The sequence below is a fragment of the Klebsiella pasteurii genome, from assembly GCF_018139045.1.
In the GTDB taxonomy this organism is placed as follows: Bacteria; Pseudomonadota; Gammaproteobacteria; order Enterobacterales; family Enterobacteriaceae; genus Klebsiella; species Klebsiella grimontii.
In genome coordinates, this window is sequence record NZ_CP073236.1 from 2,851,700 (window position 1) to 2,874,527 (window position 22,828).

A 22,828-nucleotide genomic window follows, 5' to 3' on the forward strand; every position below is an offset into this window, starting at 1 on the left:
TTATCCTTAGAGGTGAAAATCACCCTGATACAATTTGATATCCAGCGTTGTGCTCATCTGCTGGTAGCGGATCATCACCCGGGTAAACAGCAGCCCTACAAGCATCGCCAGCGAACGATAGCCCTTCGGCACGCTACGGTAGCCAAAACGTAATGTTTGCGCACGGTGAATCGCCAGCGCTTCGTCTAACAGAATAAAAATAAAGCGCCAGGTCAGCAGGATTTGCTCGGTCAGCAGCCGCGGCACCCGCCCGCGCTTGAGCAGCACAATAAGCTGCGGGAACGGCAGATTCAGCACCAGCCAGAAGGTGGACGCCAGCGCCGCCAGGCTGCGCCAGAAGGTCTGATTGGCGGTCGTCAGCCCCTCCGACGTGATGCCCAGCCAGACGCTGCCCAGCGGCAGGCTCACCAGCAGATCCTGCGGATCGCGGCTGACGCTTAACAGAATGGTCAGCACGCCGATCAGTAGGAAGCCAAACGGCAGCGCCATCCAGCGGCACCAGCGCCACGGCGAGACCCGCAGCAGCCAGCAGGTTAAGGCGGCAATCAACGCCATTTCGATACCCTGCCCCAGCGGGGGCAGGGTAAAGGCCAGTCCCATCAGCAGCAGCCAGAACAGGAACTTGCGCTCCGGCGCGACGTGAAACCAGCGGCTCTGATAGCTAAGTCGGTCAAACCCGGTCATCACGGCGCTGTCTGCCTTTGCTGTAGCCCAGAATATAGAATATCACCGCCGCGCCAAGCGAGCCCTGGAGCGTAAACAGCAGGCTCTCAATCTCCCCGCTTGCCGGTTCATACAGCGGCTGGAACCACGGCTCATAATGCGGCGCGACCACCTGAATCTGGCTCTCCGCCTCGCCGTCCGAGCCGCCAAACTCGCCGCCGTGATTGATAAAGAACGGTAGGATCACCAGCGCCACCACCATGGCTAACAATATCAGCGTCTTTTTCATGTTAATGCCCCTGTGCGGTAATCAGCTGACGTTTGGTCAACTGGTCGTAGATCATGACGGTTAACAGCCCTTCAGCAATGGCGATCGGGATCTGGGTCAGGCAGAAGATCCCCATAAACTTAACGATCGATCCGGTCGCGCCGGCGGTCGGATCCGGGAAGGCCACGCCGAGCTGGACCGAGGTGACAAAGTAAGTCACCAGATCCGCCAGCATGGCGCAGAGAAATACCCCGACATCGCGACGAATGCCCGCGCGGCAGGCCATTTTCCACACCATATAGCCGACCACCGGCCCGATGACCGCCATCGACATGCCGTTCGCGCCGAGCGTTGTCAGCCCGCCGTGCGCCAGCAGCAGCGCCTGGAACAGCAGCACAATGGCGCCAAGGATCGCCACCACGCCAGGCCCGAAGAGAATCACCGCCAGGCCGACGCCGGTCGGGTGCGAGCAGCTGCCGGTAACGGAAGGAATTTTCAGCGCCGAGAGGACAAAAATAAACGCCCCGCACAGCGCCAGCAGCACCTTCTGGTTGTTATCTTCCTGCACGATGCGGCGCAGGCGCACCAGCCCGTACCACAGGCAGGGTAAAAACAGCAGCCACCACGCCAGGGCCCACATCGGCGGTAAAAACCCCTCCATGATGTGCATCGCGAAAGCCTTTTCGGGCACCACTATCAGCAATAGCGCTGCAGCTAACCCGCTGAAAGACAGCTGTTTTAGCTGTTGTTCAAGTTTCATTCTGCATACTCCCACTGTTTGTTGACCAGAATGGTCGAGAAATAGGGCAGCGGCTGGTCGTCGCTGACTTCAGCCAAATGACGCCAGCACTGCTCGCCCGGCAGCGTGGCTTCGGACATCATCAGGGCGGCATCCAGCAGGCCATTTTTCGCCAGCAGCGCTTTAATGCGGGGAAAGCGTCCGTAGACTTTCATCAGCACCAGGCTTTCATGCTGGCGCAGCGCCTGTTCGATTTCCGTTTCCGGCGCGGTGCAGGAGATCACCGCCAGCGACTGCTGCTCCATGGCCAGCGGCGTTTTTGAACGCGCGGCAATGGCGGCGAAAGAGGTGACGCCGGGTACAATCTCCAGCCACTCCGGGCAGCCGATGCGCTGGAGTAAGAACACCCAGGTACTGAACAGCATGGCGTCGCCGAGGGTAATAAAGCCGACCTGCTTGCCCGCCGCCACTTCCTCAACCAGCGCGGCGGCGACCTCGTCCCACACCGCTTCTTTTTCCGCACTGTCGGCGCTCATCGGGAAATGGCAGCAGCGCACTTCAGTCTGCTCGCCGATATATTCGCGCACGATGGAGAGCGCGAGGCTGTCGCCGCCTTTACGTCCGGCGGGCGCGTAGAGAATGTCCAGCGTGCCCAGCACGCGCGCCGCGCGCACGGTGATCAGATCGGCGGCGCCGGGGCCGGTGCTCAGGGCATACAGTTTGCCGCTCATGCCGCCTCCTCCATCGCCAGGCTCAGCGCCTGCTGCAGGTGAGCGACGAACATCGCGCGCACCGCCGGATTCTCTCCCAGCCCGTTCAGCCACGGCGTCGCCGTGATACCGGCGGCGTTGAACAGCGTTTTCCAGGAATCCTCTTCGTCCGAGGCCATATCGTTAATGGCGTGATCGCCGGCCACCAGCATCAGCGGCATCAGGTGCACGCCCTTCACCCCCTGCCGGCGCAGGCTGTCGATAAGAATATCGACCTCCGGATAGCTTTCGACCGCGCCGACCCGCGCCGGAAATCCCTTCGCCGTCATCATATGGTCCAGGCAGGCGTAGGCGGCGAAAGCGTGATGGCTGGCGCCGTGGCCCATAAAGACCACCGTTTCATCGGCGGCAAGCGGCGGCATCTGCTGGCGCAGCGCCTGCATCAGCTGAACGTAATCGTTATGGCTGCTCAGCAGCGGCGCCCCCAGCGTCAGGCGGAGGAACAGCGGGCGCAGGCTCTGCACTTCGCGGACGATCTTTTCATACTCATCGCCGTTGATAATGTGCAGCGACTGAATCGCCACATCCTGGTAGCCCTGCTCGGCCAGCTTCTGCAACGCCTGCAGCGGCGTATCAATCTCGATACCGTCGCGCTGTTTGAGCTTGCGGATAATCATCCCGGAGGTAAAGGCGCGAAACATGTCGCGGTCCGGGCAGCTGGCCGCCAGCTCGCGCTCGCAGGCGACGATGTTCTTTTCACAGGTGTCGGGATAGCTGGTGCCAAAACTGACCACCAGAAGCGCTTTTTTCATTTCTGACTCCTTAAGCAGCGGCCAGCCAGCGCGCTAAGCGCCGGGCAAAGGCAGCCTGACTTTCCAGTAATTCTTCACCGGTCACCAGCGGCGCCGGGCGCGTAATCACGATGCAGGGGATACCGGCATCCAGACAGGGTTGTACTTTTTCCTGATAGCCGCCCTCGGCGCCGGAGGCCTTAGTGATCACCACATCGGCCCGGCACTGGCGGTAGAAAGCGGCGTTGAACTCGGCGCTGAACGGCCCGCACAGGGCGAAGATCTCGCCAACGCCAAACCCCAGCGCGGCGCACTGCGCGATGACATCGGCTACCGGCAACACACGGGCCAGCAGCGTTTTTTCGCCTAATCCCGTCCGCCAGCGCGCCAGATCTTTGCTGCCCGTTGTGAGCAGCACGCGCGGACCGAAGCGCCGCGCGACCTCGCAGGCCTGTTCAATGCTCTCCACGGTATAGAGCAGCGGATGGGTCAGGCCGCTCAGCTGCTCAGGGCGCTGATAGCGGCTCAGCAGCACGCCGGCGATTTCGCAGGCCTGGACGATATTGCGGCTCACCGCTTCGGCGTAGGGGTGCGAGGCATCAATCACCCAGCGGGTCCGGTTAGCCTTCAGCCAGGCGATCATCTCCTCCAGCTCAAGACGCCCGCAGCGCACCCGGCCGCGAATATCCCCCGCCAGCTGCTGGCCGGTCGGCGTCGCTACCGACAGGGTGTAGCGAACCTGCGCCGCGTCAAGCTGTTGGCACAGCGCCCGCGCGTCGCTGGTTCCCCCCATCACCAGCACCTCGCCGTGGCTCACAGCACGTAGCCCCGCGGCGTGATCATCAGGCCATCCTGGATATAGGTCGCTTTGTTGCCGACGATCACCAGGCTGGTCATATCGACCGGTTCAAAATCCATCTCCCCCAGGGTGGTCAGCCATTTCTCCTGCTTTTTACGTCCGGCGGACTTCACTACCCCCACCGGGGTCTGCGCGCTTTTGCTGGCCGACAGCAGCTCGAAAGCGCGCGCCAGATGCCCTTCGCGGCCGCGGCTGCGCGGGTTGTAAAAACAGATCACAAAGTCGGCTTCCCCGGCGGCGACAATGCGCTTTTCAATCACCGGCCACGGGGTCAGCAGGTCGCTGAGGCTGATATGGCAGAAGTCGTGCATCAGCGGCGCGCCCAGCAGCGAGGCGGCGGCGATGCTGGCGGTCATCCCCGGGATCAGGCGAACCTCCACATCCAGCTTCTGCTTGCTGACCAGTTCAAGCACCAGTCCGGCCATGCCGTAAATACCGGCGTCGCCGCTGCTGATCAGCGCCACGTTATGCCCGGCCTGCGCCAGCTCAATCGCCGCCTGGCAGCGCTCAATCTCTTTGCACATCCCGGTTTTGATCACCTGCTTATCGCCGGTAAAGGCTTTCACCAGGTGGGTGTATGTTTTATAGCCAACGACGATTTCCGCCGCCTGCAGCGCTTCAATGGCCTCCATGGTCATCATGGACTGCGAGCCAGGGCCGATTCCGATTACGCTTAACATCAGTGTGAAACTCCCAAAGTAATAGTGACGCCCTGTTCGCGCAGGGTTTCGCCCAACAGTTGTCCATGGCTCAGCAGCCAGGCCGCCGGGCCGGATACGCTCCCCACGCCGACGGTGTTTCTGACGAACGATGAAGCGGGAAAGTGATGCTCATGCTCGCGCAGCGCATCAGCGGTAAAGGTTTCAAACGGCACGCGGCAGCAGGAGGCCAGCTGAATCAGCCCCTGTTCGTGTTTCTTCAGCGTGACGCTGCCGATGGCTTTCAGCGCCAGCGGATCGAGGCGCTGCGCCTCAAGCTGGCGCGCCAGCAGCGCCGCTAACAGCGGGAATGGCGTATCGCGACGGCAGCCAATTCCGGCGACTACCCGCTGCGGCACCAGCTTCCAGTGCGGCACGGCGATCGCCGGCAGTTCGTTGCGCAGGGTGACGCAGACCAGCGCGTCCAGCTCGGGAAGCTGGTGCAGATCGGTCACGGTAATAAACCCGCGCCGGTCGCAGCGGCTGACGTCTTCATCCAGCTCGTCGTCCCACCACAGGCCGACGCGTTGATGGCTGACCAGCATCTGGTTGACGGTTTTCACCGCCGCGCGGAAGTCGACCATTCGGGCATTAAGCTGGAACGCCAGGGTATCCAGCGCCGCCATCTCGTTGACGTCGGTGGCGGTGGTGATCACCGGGTCGGCGCCGAGCATCCCGGCCAGATAGCGGCTCAGGGCATTCGCGCCGCCCGCATGGCCGGAAAGCAGGCTAATAACGTGCTGGCCGCGCTCGTCAATCACCACCACCGCCGGGTCGCTAAACTTGTCATTCACCAGCGGGGCCAGCACGCGTACCGCGATCCCGGTGGCGCCGATGAAGATCAGCGCCGAATAGCTGCTGAAGGCCTCGCGCGCGGCGCTGGCAAAACCGTTTTCAAAGGGAAGAAACCCCTCCTCCAGCAGCTTCTCGCTGGTAAAACAGGTTAACGGCAGCATCGCCGCCAGCCGTTTCGCCAGCCGGACGCCGCCTGGGGTCAGGCAGAAAAGCGCAATCGATTCAGGCTTTACGGTATTCATGGCTAAAGTCCGCCGCGTAGAGTTTTGAGTAGTGATACTCAGAGCCCAGGAAATTCCCGACCAGAATGAGCGCCGTTTTGCGGATCCCCGCCTCGCGCACCTTGTCGCCGATATCCGCCAGGGTGCCGCGTACGGTCTGGCTTTCCGGCCAGGTCGCTTTATAGATCACCGCCACCGGCGTGGTTGCCGGGTAACCGCCTTCAATCAGGCGCTCCGCCACCCGATGAATACGCTGCACAGAGAGGTAAATCGCCATCGAGGTCTGGTGGCTGGCAAACGACTCAAGCTGCTCACGCTCCGGCACCGGCGTGCGCCCTTCGAGGCGGGTAATAATCAGGCTCTGGGAGACTTCCGGGACGGTGTATTCGACCCCCAGCTCCGCCGCGGCGCCGAGAAACGCGCTGACGCCCGGCACCACCTGCCAGTCGATGCCGCGTTTAGTCAGCTCTTCGCCCTGCTCGCGTACCGAGCCGTACAGCGACACGTCTCCGGTCTGTAAACGCACCACCGTTTTCCCGGCGTTAACCCCGGCTTCCATCAGGTCGAGAATTTGCTCCAGATGCAGTTCGGCGCTGTCGTGACACTCGGCGCCAGGAGGACAGTACTCCAGCAGCTCGGTGTTAATCAGCGACCCGGCGTAGATCACCACCTGGGCCTGCTGAAGCAAACGGTACCCCTTGAGGGTAATCAGTTCACGGTCGCCCGGCCCTGCGCCAACGAACCACACACTACGGGGATCAAATGTCTCAGCCATGGTTTTCTTCCTTCTGACAGGCGATAACAAAAACGGGATTATTCGGTTTGAAATAGTGGCCGCTGCCCAGCGTGGTCAGCGCTGAAACGTTCAGCTGCAGGCAATCAACCTGTTCGATTCCCTTCAGCCGCAGATAGTCGAGAGCGGCATTCAGGTTCTCCTGGAGGATAAAGGTCATTACCAGACGACCGCCGGGGTAGAGCTGCTGCCACGACCAGTCAATAAGCTCGTCGAGGCGGCCGCCGCTGCCGCCCATAAATATGGCGTCGGCCCGCTCGGTCATCACCATCGGCGCTTCGCCGGGCAGGATCTCAATGTTGCCGCAGGCGAAATGCTGGCGGTTTTCGTCCAGCAGCTGCAGGGCCGCGGGATTGCGTTCGATCGCCGTTACCTGCAGCGAGGGGTACTGCAGCGCCGCCTCAATCGACACGCTGCCGGTACCGGCGCCGATATCAATCAGGTGGCTTGCCCGGTGCAGTTCAAGTTTGGCCAGCGCCAGCGCGCGAACCGCCTCTTTGGTCATCGGCACCTTCTCGCCGCGCAGAAAAAGCTCATCTTTCATCGAGGATCACCACCGCGTTCATCTCATATTCACCGTTGACCTCACTGACCGGTAGCCAGCGGATCCGCTCGTTATCCATCGCCAGATTTTCGCCAATCACCATCCAGCGATACCCTTTTCCCCGCGCCGCCAGCTGGGCGGCGATTTCCCGCGGCCCGCAGCGCCCGTCGGTCACCATCGCCACCTTGCGCTGGCGCGCCAGCTCATCAAAACAGACCTCCCGCCCGTGGCTGCTGGTCAGCCAGATATCGTTCATATCGATACCAGCCTTCGCGCAGAGATACTGCACCGCGCTGATGCCGGGGATAATGCGCACGCGCTCGATGCCAAAGTGGGCTATCAGCCGCGTACCGATGCCGTAAAACAGCGGGTCGCCGGAGGCCAGCACCACCACCTTCTGCGCGTCACGCTCGCCGAGCCATTCCAGCAGTTCGGCGATATTGGCCCCCAGCGCAAACCGTTCGCCGTCAAACTCAGGGAACTGCTGCAAATGCCGCTTGCCGCCCACCAGCGCGTCCGCACTGGCGACCGCGTCCCGCGCCGCCGGCGTCATCAGATGCAGGCCCGACGGGCCCATGCCAACGACCGTTAACATGACATCTCCCGCGCAATCTCGGCGATCGGCCGATTGCTGCCGAGGACCTTGTTATCAAAGGAGAACATGATGGCGTCGCAGACGGGCGGCGCTTTGGTAAAGCGCAGCATCTGCGTCACCCGCAGGCAGATGCGTTCGGCAAGATGGTGATAGATATGCTGAAAACCGTACGCGTCGATGTGCTCCATCGCCGCTTCGGTGGTATCGCATTCGCTCACCAGCTGCAGAAGCGCCAGCGGCGCGCCCAGCAGCGCCAGATGCGCGACCAGGGTTTCCATCCGCGCATCGGCGATATGGCTGTGGGTGTGGAAGATCCCGGCGGCGACTTTAATCAGCTTGCCAGGGTGGCCGATCAGCACAATCTGGCGGAACCCGAGGCGCACGGCCTCTTCAATCATGTAGCCGACGAAGTTGCTCATGGTGACCACCACCTGCGCATCAATACCCATCTGCTCGCGGACGAAGCGCTCGCCGTGGTTGCCCGGCACCAGCACCACCCGCTCCAGCCCCGCCGCGCGCTTAATTTCCAGCTCCAGCGATAGCGAACGCTTCCAGCTCTCCTCCGACATCGGCGTCACGATACCGGTGGTGCCGATAATCGAGATGCCGCCCAGGATCCCGAGCCGCGAGTTATAGGTTTTCTGCGCCCGCGCCTCGCCTTCCGGGGCGAAAATCTCGACTTCGGCTCCGCGCGACGGGCCAATCGCTTCGCGCACCGCCGACTCAATAGTGTGGCGCGGGGTACGGTTAATCGCCGGGCTGCCGATGGGCAGGCCGATTCCTTTGCGGGTGACCGTGCCGACACCTTCGCCGCCGCGCAGGATAATCTCGCCGGAATCGTCGAGCGTCACGCGGGCAAAAATCAGCATCCCGTGGGTGGCGTCAACATCGTCGCCGCCGTCTTTACGAATGGCGGCGATCGCCTGCTGCCCTTCAACGTGCGGCGACTCGACGTTAAGGCACAGGGTGACGCCGGAAGGGGTGACAATGGAGACCTGATGAATCAGATGCTGGCGCATCACCATCAGCGCCGCGACCTTGGCTGCCGCCGTCGCGCAGGATCCGGTGGTATAGCCTTTGCGCAGCGCCTTGCCGTTGTGCCACACCGGGGCGTCAAAGGATTGCTCGCTCATCGCGCCCCCTGCAGGTGGTACAAAATGGCGTTGACGATGGCGGCGGCGACGTTGCTGCCGCCTTTACGACCCAGCGCGGCGATGCCCGGCAGGCCGCTCTGCGTCAGGGCCTCTTTCGACTCCGCCGCGCCGACGAAACCGACCGGCACGCCGATCACGCCGTTGACCGCGACGTCATGCTCCAGCAGACGAAACAGTGCGGTGGGCGCATTGCCAAAAACAAACACCTTCTCGCCCTCTTCGGCGACCGCGATATCGACCGCCGCCATCGAGCGGGTCATCCCCTGCGCTTTGGCCTCCGCCACCACCCGCGGATCGCTGATATAGCAGCGGCACTCGCCGCCGAATTTCGCCAGCAGAGTTTTATTGATTCCGGAAAGGGCCATGGTGGTATCGGTATAAAGCGTGCAGGGATGGCTCAGGGCGGCGCTTAAGCGCGGAAGCACGTCGGGCGAAAACCACAGGATATCCAGCCAGTCAAAATCGGCGGTGGTGTGGATCACCCGCTTGATAATGGCTTCGTGCAGCGGGCTGGCAAAGCGGTAGTCCGGGCGGGTCTGCGCAATAATGTCGCCAATAATGTCGAAGCTTTTCGCCTCAATCGCCTGCGGTTGCTGGATATAGTGCATTCATTTGTCCTCAGGCTGCGCCGACCAGCCAGTACCGGACCGCCATAAACAGCGCCAGCGCCAGGGTCGAAGACACCCACATCAGTCGAATCGTTCGGGAAATATCGTCTACGGAAATATCGCGCGTCGCGTCGCCGATCCACGGCTTCTCCACGCGCTGGCCAAAGTAATCGTTAGGGCCGCCAAGCCGGATGCCGAGCGCCCCGGCGACCGCCGCTTCCGACCAGCCGCAGTTCGGGCTGCTGTGGTTGTAGCGGTCGCGCCAGCCGATGCGCAACGCGCGGCCGCCCGCTTCACCGCAGAGGAGAGCGGCGAGGCTGATAAGCAGCCAGCTCAGGCGGGCGGGGATAAAGTTGGCGACATCATCGAGGCGGGCGCTGACCATGCCGATGGCACGATATTTTTCGTGCTTATAGCCAACCATCGAGTCCAGGGTGTTGACCGCTTTATAGGCCATCGCCAGCGGCGCGCCGCCCAGCAGCAAAAAGAAGAGCGGCGCGATAATGCCGTCGACGGTGTTCTCCGCGACGGTTTCCACCACCGCGCGATTAATCTGCTGCGGCGCAAGCTGCGACGTGTCTCGCCCGACGATCCACGACAGTTTGATACGGCTCTCCACCTGATCGCCCGCGCGCAGCGGACGCTCGACATCCCGCGCCGACTGCGCCAGACAGCGTCCGGCCAGCACGGTGAAAATCATCCATACTTCAACGAGCCAGCCAAGCCACGGATGGATCGCCTGCGCCAGGGTCAGCACGCCCCAGGAGACGCCCCACGTCAGCCCGACCACCACCAGCCACATCATCGCGCCGCCGAGGCGCAGGGCCGCATCGCTGTGACAGCAGCGACGCACGCCGCGCTGAACGACGGCGATCAGGTTGCCAATCCAGCGCACCGGGTGCGGCCAGCTCTGCGGATCGCCGATGAAAAAATCAAGGAGCCAGGCAACGCCCCAGGCCAGCAGCGTCATAGCGCGCTCCTTGCCGCAGCCAGCCAGTGGTTAAGCATCATGGGACGCTGCGCAAAGTGCAGGTGCAGATAACTGGCGAACGTGTTGCCCACCTGCCAGCCGCCCGACCACTGCTGGAGGGTGATGCCGTCGCGGACTTTGCGGCAGGCCAGGACCGCAGGGGACTCGGGGGTAAAATCCGAGTAGTGAAACTCGTGCCCGCGCAGGATTTCGCCGGGCGCCGCCAGCAGCGTTTGCCGCATCGCCCGCGCCTCACAGTAGCCAAAGCGGGTGAGCCGTTTGCCCATCTTGCTGTGACCGGGAATAAGGTTGGCCATCGGATAGATGTCGCCGCTGGCGTCTTCAAGAGTGCTGCCGAGATACATCAGGCCGCCGCATTCGGCGTAAATCGCCACCCCGCGCCGGTGCGCCTCCTGCAGCTGCGCCAGCATCCGCGTGTTCGCCGCCAGCGCGGCGGCATGAATTTCCGGATAGCCGCCGCCGAGCCAAATCATCTGGCACGGTGGAAGCTCGCTATCGCGCAGCGGGCTGAAGCGCACGATATTCACCCCGCAACGTTCGAGCAGCGTGAGGTTATCCGGGTAGTAAAAGTTGAAGGCTTCGTCGTCGGCCAGCGCCAGCGTCAGGCCCGCGCCGGCGTCGGGCGACGGCAGCGGGGACCACTCCCCGGCGGGTAGGGTAATGAGTTGGCTAAGGGCAAGGAGCCGTTCAATATCCAGCGTTTGCGCCAGCGTGTGGGCAAAATCGCGCCACGGCTGCTGGTTAACCAGCGACTCGCGGGCGGTAACCAGTCCCAGATGGCGTTCCGGTAACGCCACCCCTTCCACCCGCGGCACGTAGCCGAGCACCGGCAGCCCGCAGTAGCGTTCAATGGCGCCTTTGAGAAGTTGATAATGGGTGTCACTGTTGACGCGATTGACGATAACGCCGGCGATATTCAGGCTGGGGTCGAAGTGCTGAAATCCCATCACCGTGGCGGCGATGGAGGTGGAAACCGCTTTACCGTCTACCAGTAAAATGACCGGACAGCCGAGCTGTTTGGCCATCGCGGCGGTACTGCAGTAGCCGGGGTCGGCGCCGAAACCGTCATACAGCCCCATGACGCCTTCAATGACCGCGATATCCGCCCGCTGCATCCGTTCGCAAAACAGCGCGTTAAGCACTGGCTCCGGGAGCATAAAGCCATCGAGGTTGCAGGAAGCGACGCCGCTGACGGCGGTGTGCCAGCCGGTGTCGAGGTAGTCCGGGCCGACTTTGTACGGCTGCACCCGCATGCCGCGCTGCTTCAACAGGCTGAGCAGACCAAGCGTAACGGTGGTTTTACCACAACCGCTGCCGGTACCTGCGAGAATAAATGCGTGCTGCCTGGCTGCCATACCCCGATCCTGTGCCGGGTGGTAGGGCTGCGTGCATTCCCAGTCTTTCGACTGTACGCATCTGAGCAACCCACTTCCCACCGAAGTTGTTGATTATTACCGGCAGGCAGGTCTTCTGGCTTAGCGTCGTCCTCCCCCATCCTTCCCAATCCGGTAAGCAGATCAGTGGCTAAATATGGGTTCGTCAGCATCACAGCAGCGGGGGCTGCGGGGGATTCACACCCCCTTCCCTGGCGCCTGTCGGTTTAGTCCGTCGTGATTCGAGCGGGACTGCCCGGCTCGAATGCTTTCAGGAACATCTTACGGAAGCTGGATGGCTCCCGTCGTGTTTAATCTTTAATTGCAAAGGCTGCTTCATTACGCCGATAGCGCTCTGAAAAGCATTTCAGTTGTCACTCTATCCCATCAAATAAATAAAAACTGGTGCAGCTTATCGTTCTCTCATTATTATTTTGTTGCGCTATGACAATTTATTGCTCTGAATGAGATATTTTCATTTTATAATGAGCCAGATACGAGGGCATATCAAAAATCGGCAATAACAAAATATTGTCATTTAAATTGACTCAGTTTGTGATCTGGCGTTAATTTGCTGGCGATAGGCCTGCGGAGTGACCTGATAAGCCTGGCGAAAAACTTTGCAAAAATAGCTGGTTTGCGAAAATCCTAAATTCCGCGCAATGCTGGCGATGCTCCAGTCGCTGTGGCAAAGCAGCTCTTTGGCGCTCACCATCCGCTGATGGTTAACCCACGCGTTAAAACCGATTCCCTGATATTTTTTGAACAGCTTACTGAAATAGTAGGGACTGAGATAAACGTGGGCGGCGACGTCTTCCAGGCGAAGCTCGTCGGATAAATGGGCGTCAATGTAGCGCAGTGCCTTCTTCATTTTACTGTCGTGGGGGCTGACCGCCCGGCTGGCGCGCGCGGGTTCAGGCGGCAGGGGATTGTCTTTAATCACCACAAAATTAAGCTGCTTTTTCAGGCAATTCTCGACGATCAGCTTCAGTAAATCCGCGGAGGCAATCACTCTGGAGTAGTCCATCTCCGGCACGTCGCGGAACGCTTTAAGCAGCTCGGGGTCAGCCTGCCAGCGGTCGTCAACGTTGAGGATATCCACCAGTTCAACGTCGTTGCTTAAGCGCACCTGGCCACAAAGCACGAAGCCCACAAGGTGCCCGGCGATAACCAGCGGAATGGAAAAATCGGTTAACCCGGCGTGGCAGCGGTAGATACAGAGCGCATCGGTTTTCGAGGCCTCGAGGCCGCCGCAGCGGTCGCTCATTCGGCAGCGGGTGCTGTGCTGGGGATGCTGGCGCATCAGCTGGCAGAAAGGAGTGAAATTAAACAGTTCGGATATTTCATCACCGTGAATATTGACAACCACAACCGCCAGACTGGTGGCCTGCGCAAAATCCTGTGCGATTTTATTAATGAGTTCTGAGTTCAGTGTGCTCGCAGAAATCATGATAAAACCTCTCAGTTAATTTTTTGTTATAAATAAAACATTTTTTTAATATTCACTGCCTTTCATCATCATTTACCGCCAACGATAAAAGAATATTACGATAGCAAAAGTCTCCCATCCGTGGGAGACGTTTTTGGCCAGTTCGTGATACCGGTTCATGAAATTTTTTAGCTATTTCAGCCGATACATTAATCCTCTAATTTACAGGTATTACACGGTAAGTTATTCCCTATCAGATAACGATAGATCGCCGCGCCGAGGCAGGCGCCGATCAGCGGCGCAATAATCGGTACAATAAAATACGGAATATCCCTTCCGCCGGTCATCGCGATATCGCCCCAGCCCGCCATCCACGTAAACAGCTTCGGTCCAAAATCACGTGCCGGATTCATCGCGAAGCCGGTCAGCGGCCCGGTTGAGGCGCCAATGACCGCCACCAGCAGACCGATCAACAGCGGGGCCAGCGGCCCTTTCGGCACGCCGTTGCCATCGTCGGTCAGCGCCATGATCATCCCCATCAGCATGGAGGTGATTACCACCTCGACCAGCGCCGCGTGCCAGATGCTCAGCGACGCCGCCGGGTAGGTGCTGAAAATACTCGCCAACTGCAGGCTCTCCACACTGCCGCGAGCAATATGGTGGGCGGATTCAAACTCGGTAAACATAGTGCTGTACAACACATAGGCCAGCACCGCGCCGCCAAAGGCGCCCGCGACCTGTGAAACGATATAGGGGAAAACTTTTCGTCCGGGAAAGCAGGCAAATAGCCATAAAGCCACGGTCACCGCCGGGTTGAGATGGCCGCCGGATATTCCCGACGTCAGATAGACGGCAAGCGAGATCCCCAGCCCCCAGATAATGCATATCTCCCATAGCCCGAGGCTCGCGCCCGCCACTTTCAACGCACTCAGGCAGCCGATGCCGAAAAACAAAAACAGCCCGGTGCCCAGAAACTCGGCGGTACATTGCGCTTTTAACGAATCATTCATGGTGACACCTTCTTAGCAGAGTTCGTGTCCTGACCAGCCAACCTCCTGCTGGCAGTAGAGTACAACGAGCATCACTATATGAACTCCGCTCCACAAATTGTTGGCAACCTGCCGACGGCGGCTCCGGAAAATTCGGGCATCAATAACAAATTATTGTCATGGAATAAGCCGGAAGAGCTACGCTGACGCGTGGATTCTGTAATTAACCTGTCCCTTTGGCATGCAAAAATATTGCTAAAACCAACTCCTCTTTTTCCAACAAACATCACAAATCAGTTTTTCTCGCATAGCAGATAAAATTAAATTCGTCATGGATAAATTTGTAAATATGGAATATACAAAACAAGATAATCACATAAGACAAAATAAAAATATATAATAAAATCATTGCATTAAATTTATAAATGACAATTTTATATTATTAAATACCCACTATTTTTTCACCATCAAATTCAAGTCAGCCATTCTTTTTCCTCGCATCTTCTTATAGTCCCAACTATCGGAACACTCCATGCGAGGTCTTTATGCAACAAGAAGCACTAGGAATGGTAGAAACCAAAGGCTTAACCGCAGCCATAGAGGCCGCTGATGCAATGGTGAAGTCAGCCAATGTGATGTTAGTGGGCTATGAAAAGATTGGCTCCGGGCTGGTCACCGTCATCGTGCGCGGCGACGTTGGCGCGGTGAAAGCGGCCACCGATGCCGGTGCCGCCGCCGCACGTAACGTGGGAGAAGTGAAAGCCGTACACGTCATCCCACGCCCTCACACCGATGTAGAAAAAATCTTACCGAAGGGAATTAGCCAATGAGCAGCAATGAGCTGGTTGAACAGATCATGGCTCAGGTGATTGCCCGTGTGGCAACGCCGGAACAGCAGGCCATCCCTACTGAAAACCATCCAATACGAGAGACGGCTATGGCAGAAAAAAGCTGCAGTTTAACGGAATTTGTCGGGACCGCCATTGGCGACACCCTGGGCCTGGTGATCGCCAACGTCGATACCGCCCTGCTGGACGCGATGAAGCTTGAAAAACGCTATCGCTCCATCGGCATTCTCGGCGCCCGCACCGGCGCAGGCCCGCACATTATGGCGGCGGACGAAGCGGTGAAAGCCACCAACACCGAAGTGGTCAGCATTGAGCTTCCGCGCGATACCAAAGGCGGCGCGGGCCACGGTTCGCTGATTATTTTAGGCGGCAACGACGTTTCCGACGTTAAGCGCGGTATCGAAGTCGCTCTGAAAGAGCTCGACCGCACCTTCGGCGATGTTTACGGCAACGAAGCCGGACATATCGAGCTGCAGTACACCGCTCGCGCCAGCTACGCCCTGGAAAAAGCGTTCGGCGCGCCGATTGGCCGCGCCTGCGGCATCATCGTCGGCGCGCCGGCTTCGGTTGGCGTACTGATGGCCGATACCGCGCTGAAGTCAGCCAACGTTGAAGTCGTGGTCTATAGCTCCCCGGCGCACGGCACCAGCTTCAGTAACGAAGCCATTCTGGTGATTTCCGGCGACTCCGGCGCGGTCCGCCAGGCGGTCATCTCGGCGCGCGAAATCGGCAAAACCGTCCTTGCGACCCTCGGTTCTGAACCGAAAAACGATCGCCCGTCCTACATCTGATACCCACGAGGCTGATTCATGAGATCGAAAAGATTTGAAGCACTGGCGAAACGCCCTGTGAATCAGGACGGCTTCGTTAAAGAGTGGATCGAAGAAGGCTTTATCGCAATGGAAAGCCCGAACGACCCGAAACCGTCGATTAAAATCGTTAACGGCGCGGTAACCGAGCTGGACGGGAAACCGGTAAGCGAATTTGACCTGATCGACCACTTCATCGCCCGCTACGGCATCAATCTGAACCGCGCTGAAGAAGTGATGGCGATGGATTCGGTCAAGCTGGCCAATATGCTGTGCGATCCGAACGTCAAACGCAGCGAAATCGTCCCGCTGACCACCGCGATGACGCCGGCGAAAATCGTCGAAGTGGTTTCGCATATGAACGTGGTCGAGATGATGATGGCGATGCAGAAAATGCGCGCTCGCCGCACCCCGTCCCAGCAGGCCCACGTCACCAACGTCAAAGATAACCCGGTACAAATTGCCGCCGACGCCGCCGAAGGCGCATGGCGCGGATTTGACGAACAAGAAACCACGGTTGCGGTAGCGCGCTATGCGCCGTTTAACGCCATCGCGCTGCTGGTGGGCTCGCAGGTAGGCCGTCCGGGCGTGCTGACTCAGTGCTCGCTGGAAGAAGCCACCGAGCTGAAGCTCGGCATGCTGGGCCATACCTGCTACGCCGAAACCATCTCCGTCTACGGCACCGAGCCGGTCTTTACCGACGGCGACGACACCCCGTGGTCGAAGGGCTTCCTGGCCTCGTCCTACGCCTCTCGCGGCCTGAAAATGCGCTTCACCTCCGGCTCCGGCTCGGAAGTGCAGATGGGCTACGCCGAAGGCAAATCCATGCTTTATCTGGAAGCGCGCTGCATCTACATCACCAAAGCCGCCGGCGTTCAGGGGCTGCAGAACGGCTCGGTGAGCTGCATCGGCGTACCGTCTGCGGTGCCGTCAGGCATTCGTGCGGTGCTGGCGGAAAACCTGATCTGCTCGTCGCTGGATCTGGAATGCGCCTCCAGTAACGACCAGACCTTTACCCACTCCGATATGCGTCGCACCGCGCGCCTGCTGATGCAGTTCCTGCCGGGAACCGACTTCATCTCCTCCGGTTATTCCGCGGTGCCGAACTACGACAACATGTTCGCCGGCTCCAACGAAGATGCCGAAGACTTTGACGACTACAACGTTATCCAGCGCGACCTGAAGGTGGACGGCGGTCTGCGTCCGGTTCGTGAAGAGGACGTCATCGCCATCCGTAACAAAGCCGCCCGCGCGCTGCAGGCCGTGTTTGCCGGAATGGGGCTGCCGCCGATTACTGATGAGGAAGTTGAAGCCGCGACCTACGCCCACGGTTCGAAAGATATGCCGGAGCGTAACATCGTCGAAGACATCAAGTTCGCCCAGGAAATCATCAATCAAAACCGCAACGGTCTGGAAGTAGTGAAAGCGCTGGCGCAGGGCGGGTTTACCGACGTGGCCCAGGACATGCTCAACATCCAGAAGGCCAAGCTGACCGGGGACTATCTGCATACCTCCGCGATTATCGTCGGCGACGGACAGGTGCTATCAGCCGTCAACGACGTTAACGATTATGCCGGTCCGGCAACGGGTTATCGCCTGCAGGGCGAACGCTGGGAAGAGATCAAAAACATCCCTGGCGCTCTTGATCCCAACGAGATTGATTAAGGGGTGAGAAATGGAAATTAATGAAAAATTGCTGCGCCAGATAATTGAAGACGTGCTTAGCGAAATGAAGGGCAGCGATAAACCGGTCTCGTTTAATGCGCCGGCTGCCTCCGCAGCGCCTGCCGGCGACGGCTTCCTGACCGAAGTGGGCGAAGCGCGTCAGGGAACCCAGCAGGACGAAGTGATTATCGCCGTCGGCCCGGCTTTCGGCCTGGCGCAGACCGTCAATATCGTTGGCATCCCGCATAAGAGCATTCTGCGCGAAGTGATTGCCGGTATTGAAGAAGAAGGCATTAAAGCGCGCGTGATTCGCTGCTTTAAATCCTCCGACGTGGCCTTCGTCGCCGTTGAGGGCAATCGCCTGAGCGGCTCCGGCATCTCTATCGGCATCCAGTCGAAAGGCACCACGGTTATCCACCAGCAGGGGCTGCCGCCGCTCTCCAACCTGGAGCTGTTCCCACAGGCGCCGCTGCTGACCCTGGACACCTACCGTCAGATTGGTAAGAACGCCGCCCGCTATGCGAAACGCGAATCGCCGCAGCCGGTCCCGACACTGAATGATCAGATGGCGCGGCCAAAGTACCAGGCGAAATCGGCCATTTTGCACATTAAAGAGACCAAGTACGTGGTGACGGGTAAAAACCCGCAGGAACTGCGCGTGGCGCTTTGATAAAGGATAACTCCATGAATACCGACGCAATTGAATCGATGGTCCGCGACGTATTGAGCCGCATGAATAGCCTGCAGGGCGAGGCGCCTGCGGCGGCTCCGGCGGCTGGCGGCGCGCCCCGTAGCGCCAGGGTCAGCGACTATCCGCTGGCGAACAAGCACCCGGAATGGGTGAAAACCGCCACCAATAAAACGCTGGACGACTTTACGCTGGAAAACGTGCTGAGCAACAAAGTCACCGCCCAGGATATGCGTATCACCCCGGAAACCCTGCGCTTACAGGCATCTATCGCCAAAGACGCGGGCCGCGACCGGCTGGCGATGAACTTCGAACGCGCCGCCGAGCTGACCGCGGTACCGGACGATCGCATTCTTGAAATCTACAACGCCCTCCGCCCCTATCGCTCGACGAAAGAGGAGCTGCTGGCGATCGCCGACGATCTCGAAAGCCGCTATCAGGCGAAGATTTGCGCCGCTTTCGTTCGCGAAGCGGCCACGCTGTACGTCGAGCGTAAGAAACTTAAAGGCGACGATTAACTTTAGGGGTAAACAATGCGATATATAGCTGGCATTGATATCGGCAACTCATCAACGGAAGTCGCCCTGGCGACTCTGGATGCGGCCGGCGCGCTGACGATTACGCATAGCGCGCTAGCGGAAACCACCGGGATCAAAGGCACGTTGCGTAACGTGTTCGGCATTCAGGAGGCCCTCGCTCTCGTTGCAAAGCGCGCGGGGATCAATGTCAGCGATATTTCGCTCATCCGCATTAACGAAGCCACGCCGGTGATTGGCGATGTGGCGATGGAAACCATTACCGAAACCATCATCACCGAATCGACCATGATCGGTCATAACCCGAAAACGCCCGGCGGCGTGGGGCTTGGCGTTGGCATCACTATTACGCCGCAGGAGCTGTTAACCCGCCCGGCGGACGCCCCCTATATCCTGGTGGTGTCATCGACCTTCGATTTTGCCGATATCGCGAACGTTATCAACGCCTCCCTGCGCGCCGGGTATCAGATTACCGGCGTCATTTTGCAGCGCGACGACGGCGTGCTGGTCAGCAACCGGCTGGAAAAACCGCTGCCAATCGTTGACGAAGTGCTGTACATCGACCGCATTCCGCTGGGGATGCTGGCGGCGATTGAAGTCGCCGTTCCGGGGAAGGTTATCGAAACCCTCTCCAACCCTTACGGCATCGCTACCGTATTCAACCTCAACCCGGAGGAGACGAAAAACATCGTCCCGATGGCCCGCGCGCTGATTGGCAACCGTTCCGCCGTGGTGGTCAAAACGCCATCCGGCGATGTCAAAGCGCGGGCGATCCCCGCCGGTAACCTGGCGCTGCTGGCCCAGGGGCGCAGCGTGCGCGTAGATGTCGCCGCCGGCGCCGAGGCCATCATGAAAGCGGTCGACGGCTGCGGCAGGCTCGATAACGTCACCGGCGAGGCTGGCACCAATATCGGCGGCATGCTGGAACACGTGCGCCAGACCATGGCCGAGCTGACCAACAAGCCGAGTAGCGAAATATTCATCCAGGACCTGCTGGCCGTTGATACCTCGGTACCGGTGAGCGTCACCGGCGGTCTGGCCGGGGAGTTCTCGCTGGAGCAGGCCGTCGGCATCGCTTCGATGGTGAAATCGGATCGCCTGCAGATGGCGATGATCGCCCGCGAGATCGAGCAGAAGCTTAATATCGACGTGCAGATCGGCGGCGCCGAGGCCGAAGCCGCCATCCTGGGCGCGCTGACCACGCCGGGCACCACCCGACCGCTGGCGATCCTCGACCTCGGCGCAGGCTCCACCGATGCCTCCATCATCAACCCTAAAGGCGAAATCATCGCCACCCACCTCGCCGGAGCAGGCGATATGGTGACGATGATCATTGCCCGCGAGCTGGGGCTGGAAGACCGCTATCTGGCGGAAGAGATCAAGAAATACCCGCTGGCTAAGGTCGAAAGCCTGTTCCATTTGCGCCACGAGGACGGCAGCGTGCAGTTCTTCTCCACGCCGCTGCCTCCCGCTGTATTCGCTCGTGTCTGCGTGGTGAAACCGGAGGAACTGGTGCCGCTACCCGGCGACTTAGCACTGGAAAAAGTACGCGCCATTCGCCGCAGCGCCAAAGAGCGGGTCTTTGTCACCAACGCCCTGCGCGCGCTGCGTCAGGTCAGCCCGACCGGCAACATTCGCGATATTCCGTTCGTGGTGTTGGTCGGCGGCTCGTCGCTGGATTTCGAAGTCCCGCAGCTGGTCACCGATGCGCTGGCGCACTACCGCCTGGTTGCCGGGCGGGGAAATATTCGCGGCAGCGAAGGCCCGAGAAACGCGGTGGCCACCGGGCTGATTCTCTCCTGGCATAAGGAGTTTGCGCATGGACAGTAAGCACAGCGCCCCGGCCATCGTCATTACCGCCATCGACGGCTGCGACGGCCTGTGGCGCGAAGTGTTGCTGGGCATTGAAGAGGAAGGCATCCCTTTCCTGCTCCAGCATCAGCCGGCCGGAGAGGTCGTGGACAGCGCCTGGCAGGCGGCGCGCAGTTCGCCGCTGCTGGTGGGCATCGCCTGCGACCGCCATACGCTGGTCGTGCACTACAAGAATTTACCCGCATCGGCGCCGCTTTTTACGCTGATGCATCATCAGGACAGTCAGGCCTATCGCAACACCGGTAATAACGCGGCACGGCTGGTCAAAGGGGTCCCTTTCCGGGACCTGAATCGCTAAGCAACAGGAGAACAGCAGGATGAATAACGCACTGGGACTGGTTGAAACAAAAGGGTTGGTGGGCGCTATTGAAGCCGCCGACGCCATGGTGAAATCCGCCAACGTGCAGCTGGTTGGCTACGAAAAAATTGGCTCTGGTCTGGTGACCGTGATGGTTCGCGGCGACGTCGGCGCGGTCAAAGCGGCGGTGGACGCGGGCAGCGCGGCGGCAAGCGTAGTGGGTGAAGTGAAATCCTGCCACGTGATCCCGCGTCCGCACAGCGACGTTGAGGCCATTTTACCGAAATCAGCCTGATTGATGGCGAATAAGGAGCACCGCGTGAAGCAATCACTGGGATTACTTGAAGTTTGTGGTCTGGCACTGGCTATTAGCTGCGCCGATATCATGGCGAAATCCGCTTCTATCACGCTGGTCGCCCTCGAAAAGACCAATGGTTCAGGCTGGACGGTGATTAAAATTACCGGTGATGTGGCCTCCGTGCAGGCGGCTATCACCACCGGTGCGCAGTTTGCCGAACAGCGAAATGGCCTGGTGGCCCACAAAGTCATCGCCAGGCCAGGAGAAGGGATCCTGCGCACGCAGACGCCCCCTCTCTCCGTCATGCAACCTGAGCCTGAAGCGTCAGAGACGGCAGATAGGGTTTCCGAAGCGCTCCCGCAGGAACAGGGTCTGGTTAGCTGCAACCTGTGTCTGGACCCGAAATGTCCGCGCCAGAAGGGCGAGCCGCGCTCGCTTTGCATTCACCCCGGCAAGCGAGGTGAGGCGTAATGGATAAACAGCTTCTGGAATCAACGGTCAGTAAAGTTCTCGACGAGATGCGGCTACGGCCCATCCCGCTGGGGGTTTCAAATCGTCATATCCACCTGTCCGCGGCGGATTACGAACGCCTGTTCCCCGGCCATCCCATCAGCGAGAAAAAAGCGCTGCTGCAGCCGGGACAGTATGCCGCGGAGCAAACCGTCACCCTGGTGGGGCCGAAGGGGCAACTGAAAAATGTACGCCTGCTCGGCCCGCTGCGCTCGGTAAGCCAGGTGGAAATCTCACGTACCGATGCCAGAACCCTGGGCGTTGCGGCGCCGCTGAGAATGTCCGGCAACCTCAAGGGCACGCCGGGCATCCGCCTGGTCAGCCCTTTTGGCGAGCTGGAGCTGGCGTCAGGGGTTATCGTCGCGCAGCGGCATATTCATATGTCGCCGCTCGATGCGCTGATCCTGCGGGTCGCCCACGGCGACAGAGTTTCGGTGGCCATTGAAGGCGACGAGCGCGGGCTGATCTTCAACAACGTGGCGGTTCGCGTTTCGCCGGACATGCGCCTCGAAATGCATATTGATACCGATGAGGCTAACGCCGCCGGGGCCGATAGCCCGCAGGTCTTTGCCCGGCTGGTAGGCCCGCGATGAACGCTGAACTTCTGCAGCGCATTGTGGAGACGATCGTCTCCCGGCTGCAGCGGCGTGCCGAAAGCACGGCGACGCTGAGCGTTGCGCAACTGCGTGATGCCGACTGCCGGAGTCTGTTCTGCCAGCACGCGTCGCTGCGCATCCTGCTCGTCGACCTGCCGCTGCTGAACCAGTTGGCGGAGGCGGACACCGACGATGCCGCCGCCCGCAACATTCACGATGCGCTGGCTTTCGGCATCCGCGTGCAGCTCACCCTGCACGGCCAGCTGCTGCCGGTTATCCCGGTTAAAAAACTGGCTCGCCTGCCGCTGACCTTTGCCGACGAACGCGGGCTGCCGCTGGTTTTACACGCCGGTTCGGTGCTCAGCTATCGCGACGTCGCGCCGCTAGGTCACGGGCGTCTGGTTATTCAGCGCAAATGCCTCGTGACCGCCCTGGCGCGCGACGCGGCGCGCGCGCGGAATATTCAATTAATTAAGCAGGAGTAAATC

Annotated in this window: 28 protein-coding genes and 1 riboswitch; of the genes, 11 read left to right on the forward strand and 17 right to left on the reverse strand. The window is 60.0% G+C overall.

Translation table 11 applies throughout. The features are described 5' to 3' along the window. Positions 1 to 6 precede the first annotated feature (6 nt). The 17 genes from KCG39_RS13335 to pduF form a co-directional block, all read right to left on the reverse strand. A complete protein-coding gene (locus tag KCG39_RS13335; protein ID WP_004124452.1) occupies positions 7 to 684 on the reverse strand; it encodes an energy-coupling factor ABC transporter transmembrane protein in 678 nt (225 codons plus the stop codon). Beyond that, complete coding sequence (locus KCG39_RS13340; RefSeq protein ID WP_004124454.1) at positions 671 to 952, reverse strand: energy-coupling factor ABC transporter substrate-binding protein; 282 nt, start codon at positions 950 to 952, stop codon at positions 671 to 673. Before KCG39_RS13340 ends, KCG39_RS13335 begins: the two co-directional genes overlap by 14 nt. 1 nt (position 953) lies before the next feature. Beyond that, positions 954 to 1,691, reverse strand: a complete 738-nt coding sequence (cbiM, locus tag KCG39_RS13345; protein WP_004124457.1) for a cobalt ECF transporter S component CbiM — start codon at positions 1,689 to 1,691, stop codon at positions 954 to 956. Then, positions 1,688 to 2,401, reverse strand: coding sequence for a cobalt-factor II C(20)-methyltransferase (locus KCG39_RS13350; protein ID WP_049112532.1), 714 nt, complete (start codon positions 2,399 to 2,401; stop codon positions 1,688 to 1,690). Before KCG39_RS13350 ends, cbiM begins: the two co-directional genes overlap by 4 nt. Further along, positions 2,398 to 3,192, reverse strand: coding sequence for a sirohydrochlorin cobaltochelatase (gene cbiK / locus KCG39_RS13355; protein WP_004124462.1), 795 nt, complete (start codon positions 3,190 to 3,192; stop codon positions 2,398 to 2,400). The genes KCG39_RS13350 and cbiK overlap by 4 nt, the downstream gene beginning before the upstream one ends. Before the next feature lie 10 nt (positions 3,193 to 3,202). Further along, complete coding sequence (locus KCG39_RS13360; protein WP_123828863.1) at positions 3,203 to 3,988, reverse strand: cobalt-precorrin-6A reductase; 786 nt, start codon at positions 3,986 to 3,988, stop codon at positions 3,203 to 3,205. After that, positions 3,985 to 4,710 (reverse strand): precorrin-3B C(17)-methyltransferase, encoded by a 726-nt coding sequence (locus KCG39_RS13365; protein WP_004124467.1) that lies wholly within the window; start codon positions 4,708 to 4,710, stop codon positions 3,985 to 3,987. The genes KCG39_RS13360 and KCG39_RS13365 overlap by 4 nt, the downstream gene beginning before the upstream one ends. Continuing rightward, positions 4,710 to 5,765, reverse strand: a complete 1,056-nt coding sequence (gene cbiG / locus KCG39_RS13370; protein WP_123828862.1) for a cobalt-precorrin 5A hydrolase — start codon at positions 5,763 to 5,765, stop codon at positions 4,710 to 4,712. The genes KCG39_RS13365 and cbiG overlap by 1 nt, the downstream gene beginning before the upstream one ends. Beyond that, the gene (locus KCG39_RS13375; protein ID WP_004124472.1) at positions 5,746 to 6,519 is read right to left on the reverse strand and encodes a cobalt-precorrin-4 methyltransferase; all 774 of its coding nucleotides are present in this window, start codon (positions 6,517 to 6,519) and stop codon (positions 5,746 to 5,748) included. The genes cbiG and KCG39_RS13375 overlap by 20 nt, the downstream gene beginning before the upstream one ends. Further along, complete coding sequence (locus KCG39_RS13380) at positions 6,512 to 7,081, reverse strand: decarboxylating cobalt-precorrin-6B (C(15))-methyltransferase (protein WP_004124476.1); 570 nt, start codon at positions 7,079 to 7,081, stop codon at positions 6,512 to 6,514. The genes KCG39_RS13375 and KCG39_RS13380 overlap by 8 nt, the downstream gene beginning before the upstream one ends. Beyond that, positions 7,071 to 7,676, reverse strand: a complete 606-nt coding sequence (locus KCG39_RS13385; RefSeq protein WP_004124479.1) for a cobalt-precorrin-7 (C(5))-methyltransferase — start codon at positions 7,674 to 7,676, stop codon at positions 7,071 to 7,073. Before KCG39_RS13385 ends, KCG39_RS13380 begins: the two co-directional genes overlap by 11 nt. Then, on the reverse strand, positions 7,670 to 8,809 hold the full coding sequence (gene cbiD, locus KCG39_RS13390; RefSeq protein ID WP_004124482.1) for a cobalt-precorrin-5B (C(1))-methyltransferase CbiD: 1,140 nt from the start codon (positions 8,807 to 8,809) through the stop codon (positions 7,670 to 7,672). The genes KCG39_RS13385 and cbiD overlap by 7 nt, the downstream gene beginning before the upstream one ends. Next, the gene (locus tag KCG39_RS13395; RefSeq protein ID WP_004124485.1) at positions 8,806 to 9,438 is read right to left on the reverse strand and encodes a cobalt-precorrin-8 methylmutase; all 633 of its coding nucleotides are present in this window, start codon (positions 9,436 to 9,438) and stop codon (positions 8,806 to 8,808) included. Before KCG39_RS13395 ends, cbiD begins: the two co-directional genes overlap by 4 nt. Positions 9,439 to 9,448: 10 nt before the next feature. Further along, on the reverse strand, positions 9,449 to 10,408 hold the full coding sequence (cbiB, locus tag KCG39_RS13400; protein ID WP_004124488.1) for an adenosylcobinamide-phosphate synthase CbiB: 960 nt from the start codon (positions 10,406 to 10,408) through the stop codon (positions 9,449 to 9,451). Beyond that, on the reverse strand, positions 10,405 to 11,784 hold the full coding sequence (locus KCG39_RS13405) for a cobyrinic acid a,c-diamide synthase CobB (protein WP_004124491.1): 1,380 nt from the start codon (positions 11,782 to 11,784) through the stop codon (positions 10,405 to 10,407). Before KCG39_RS13405 ends, cbiB begins: the two co-directional genes overlap by 4 nt. 88 nt (positions 11,785 to 11,872) lie before the next feature. After that, a riboswitch (cobalamin riboswitch) is annotated at positions 11,873 to 12,077 on the reverse strand. Between the two features lie 263 nt (positions 12,078 to 12,340). Continuing rightward, positions 12,341 to 13,252, reverse strand: coding sequence for a transcriptional regulator PocR (pocR, locus tag KCG39_RS13410; protein WP_004124495.1), 912 nt, complete (start codon positions 13,250 to 13,252; stop codon positions 12,341 to 12,343). Between the two features lie 188 nt (positions 13,253 to 13,440). After that, complete coding sequence (pduF, locus tag KCG39_RS13415; RefSeq protein ID WP_004105118.1) at positions 13,441 to 14,241, reverse strand: propanediol diffusion facilitator PduF; 801 nt, start codon at positions 14,239 to 14,241, stop codon at positions 13,441 to 13,443. A 524-nt stretch (positions 14,242 to 14,765) separates the two neighbouring features. Between pduF and pduA the strand changes: the two genes are divergently transcribed. From pduA to pduM, 11 genes are read left to right on the forward strand one after another with little or no spacing between them, the layout of a single operon-like run. Further along, positions 14,766 to 15,050 carry a propanediol utilization microcompartment protein PduA gene (gene pduA, locus KCG39_RS13420; protein ID WP_001183618.1) on the forward strand — a complete coding sequence of 95 codons (285 nt, stop codon included), beginning with the start codon at positions 14,766 to 14,768 and terminating at the stop codon, positions 15,048 to 15,050. Next, positions 15,047 to 15,859 (forward strand): propanediol utilization microcompartment protein PduB, encoded by an 813-nt coding sequence (gene pduB, locus KCG39_RS13425; RefSeq protein WP_211811623.1) that lies wholly within the window; start codon positions 15,047 to 15,049, stop codon positions 15,857 to 15,859. Before pduA ends, pduB begins: the two co-directional genes overlap by 4 nt. An 18-nt stretch (positions 15,860 to 15,877) precedes the next feature. Beyond that, complete coding sequence (gene pduC, locus KCG39_RS13430; RefSeq protein ID WP_004124506.1) at positions 15,878 to 17,542, forward strand: propanediol dehydratase large subunit PduC; 1,665 nt, start codon at positions 15,878 to 15,880, stop codon at positions 17,540 to 17,542. A 10-nt stretch (positions 17,543 to 17,552) separates the two neighbouring features. After that, on the forward strand, positions 17,553 to 18,212 hold the full coding sequence (pduD, locus tag KCG39_RS13435) for a propanediol dehydratase medium subunit PduD (RefSeq protein WP_004124509.1): 660 nt from the start codon (positions 17,553 to 17,555) through the stop codon (positions 18,210 to 18,212). A gap of 14 nt (positions 18,213 to 18,226) precedes the next feature. Further along, a complete protein-coding gene (pduE, locus tag KCG39_RS13440) occupies positions 18,227 to 18,748 on the forward strand; it encodes a propanediol dehydratase small subunit PduE (protein WP_004124517.1) in 522 nt (173 codons plus the stop codon). A gap of 15 nt (positions 18,749 to 18,763) precedes the next feature. After that, positions 18,764 to 20,596 (forward strand): propanediol dehydratase reactivase alpha subunit PduG, encoded by a 1,833-nt coding sequence (pduG, locus tag KCG39_RS13445; RefSeq protein WP_049114663.1) that lies wholly within the window; start codon positions 18,764 to 18,766, stop codon positions 20,594 to 20,596. Then, positions 20,586 to 20,936, forward strand: coding sequence for a propanediol dehydratase reactivase beta subunit PduH (pduH, locus tag KCG39_RS13450; protein WP_004124522.1), 351 nt, complete (start codon positions 20,586 to 20,588; stop codon positions 20,934 to 20,936). The genes pduG and pduH overlap by 11 nt, the downstream gene beginning before the upstream one ends. A 19-nt stretch (positions 20,937 to 20,955) precedes the next feature. Beyond that, positions 20,956 to 21,231, forward strand: a complete 276-nt coding sequence (pduJ, locus tag KCG39_RS13455; RefSeq protein ID WP_001057755.1) for a propanediol utilization microcompartment protein PduJ — start codon at positions 20,956 to 20,958, stop codon at positions 21,229 to 21,231. Positions 21,232 to 21,234: 3 nt separating this feature from the next. Further along, a complete protein-coding gene (locus tag KCG39_RS13460; protein WP_087829907.1) occupies positions 21,235 to 21,705 on the forward strand; it encodes a BMC domain-containing protein in 471 nt (156 codons plus the stop codon). After that, positions 21,705 to 22,337 (forward strand): phosphate propanoyltransferase, encoded by a 633-nt coding sequence (locus tag KCG39_RS13465; protein ID WP_004124527.1) that lies wholly within the window; start codon positions 21,705 to 21,707, stop codon positions 22,335 to 22,337. Before KCG39_RS13460 ends, KCG39_RS13465 begins: the two co-directional genes overlap by 1 nt. Beyond that, entirely contained in the window at positions 22,334 to 22,825 is a 492-nt protein-coding gene (pduM, locus tag KCG39_RS13470; protein ID WP_142468461.1) for a microcompartment protein PduM, read from the forward strand. Before KCG39_RS13465 ends, pduM begins: the two co-directional genes overlap by 4 nt. Positions 22,826 to 22,828 lie beyond the last annotated feature (3 nt).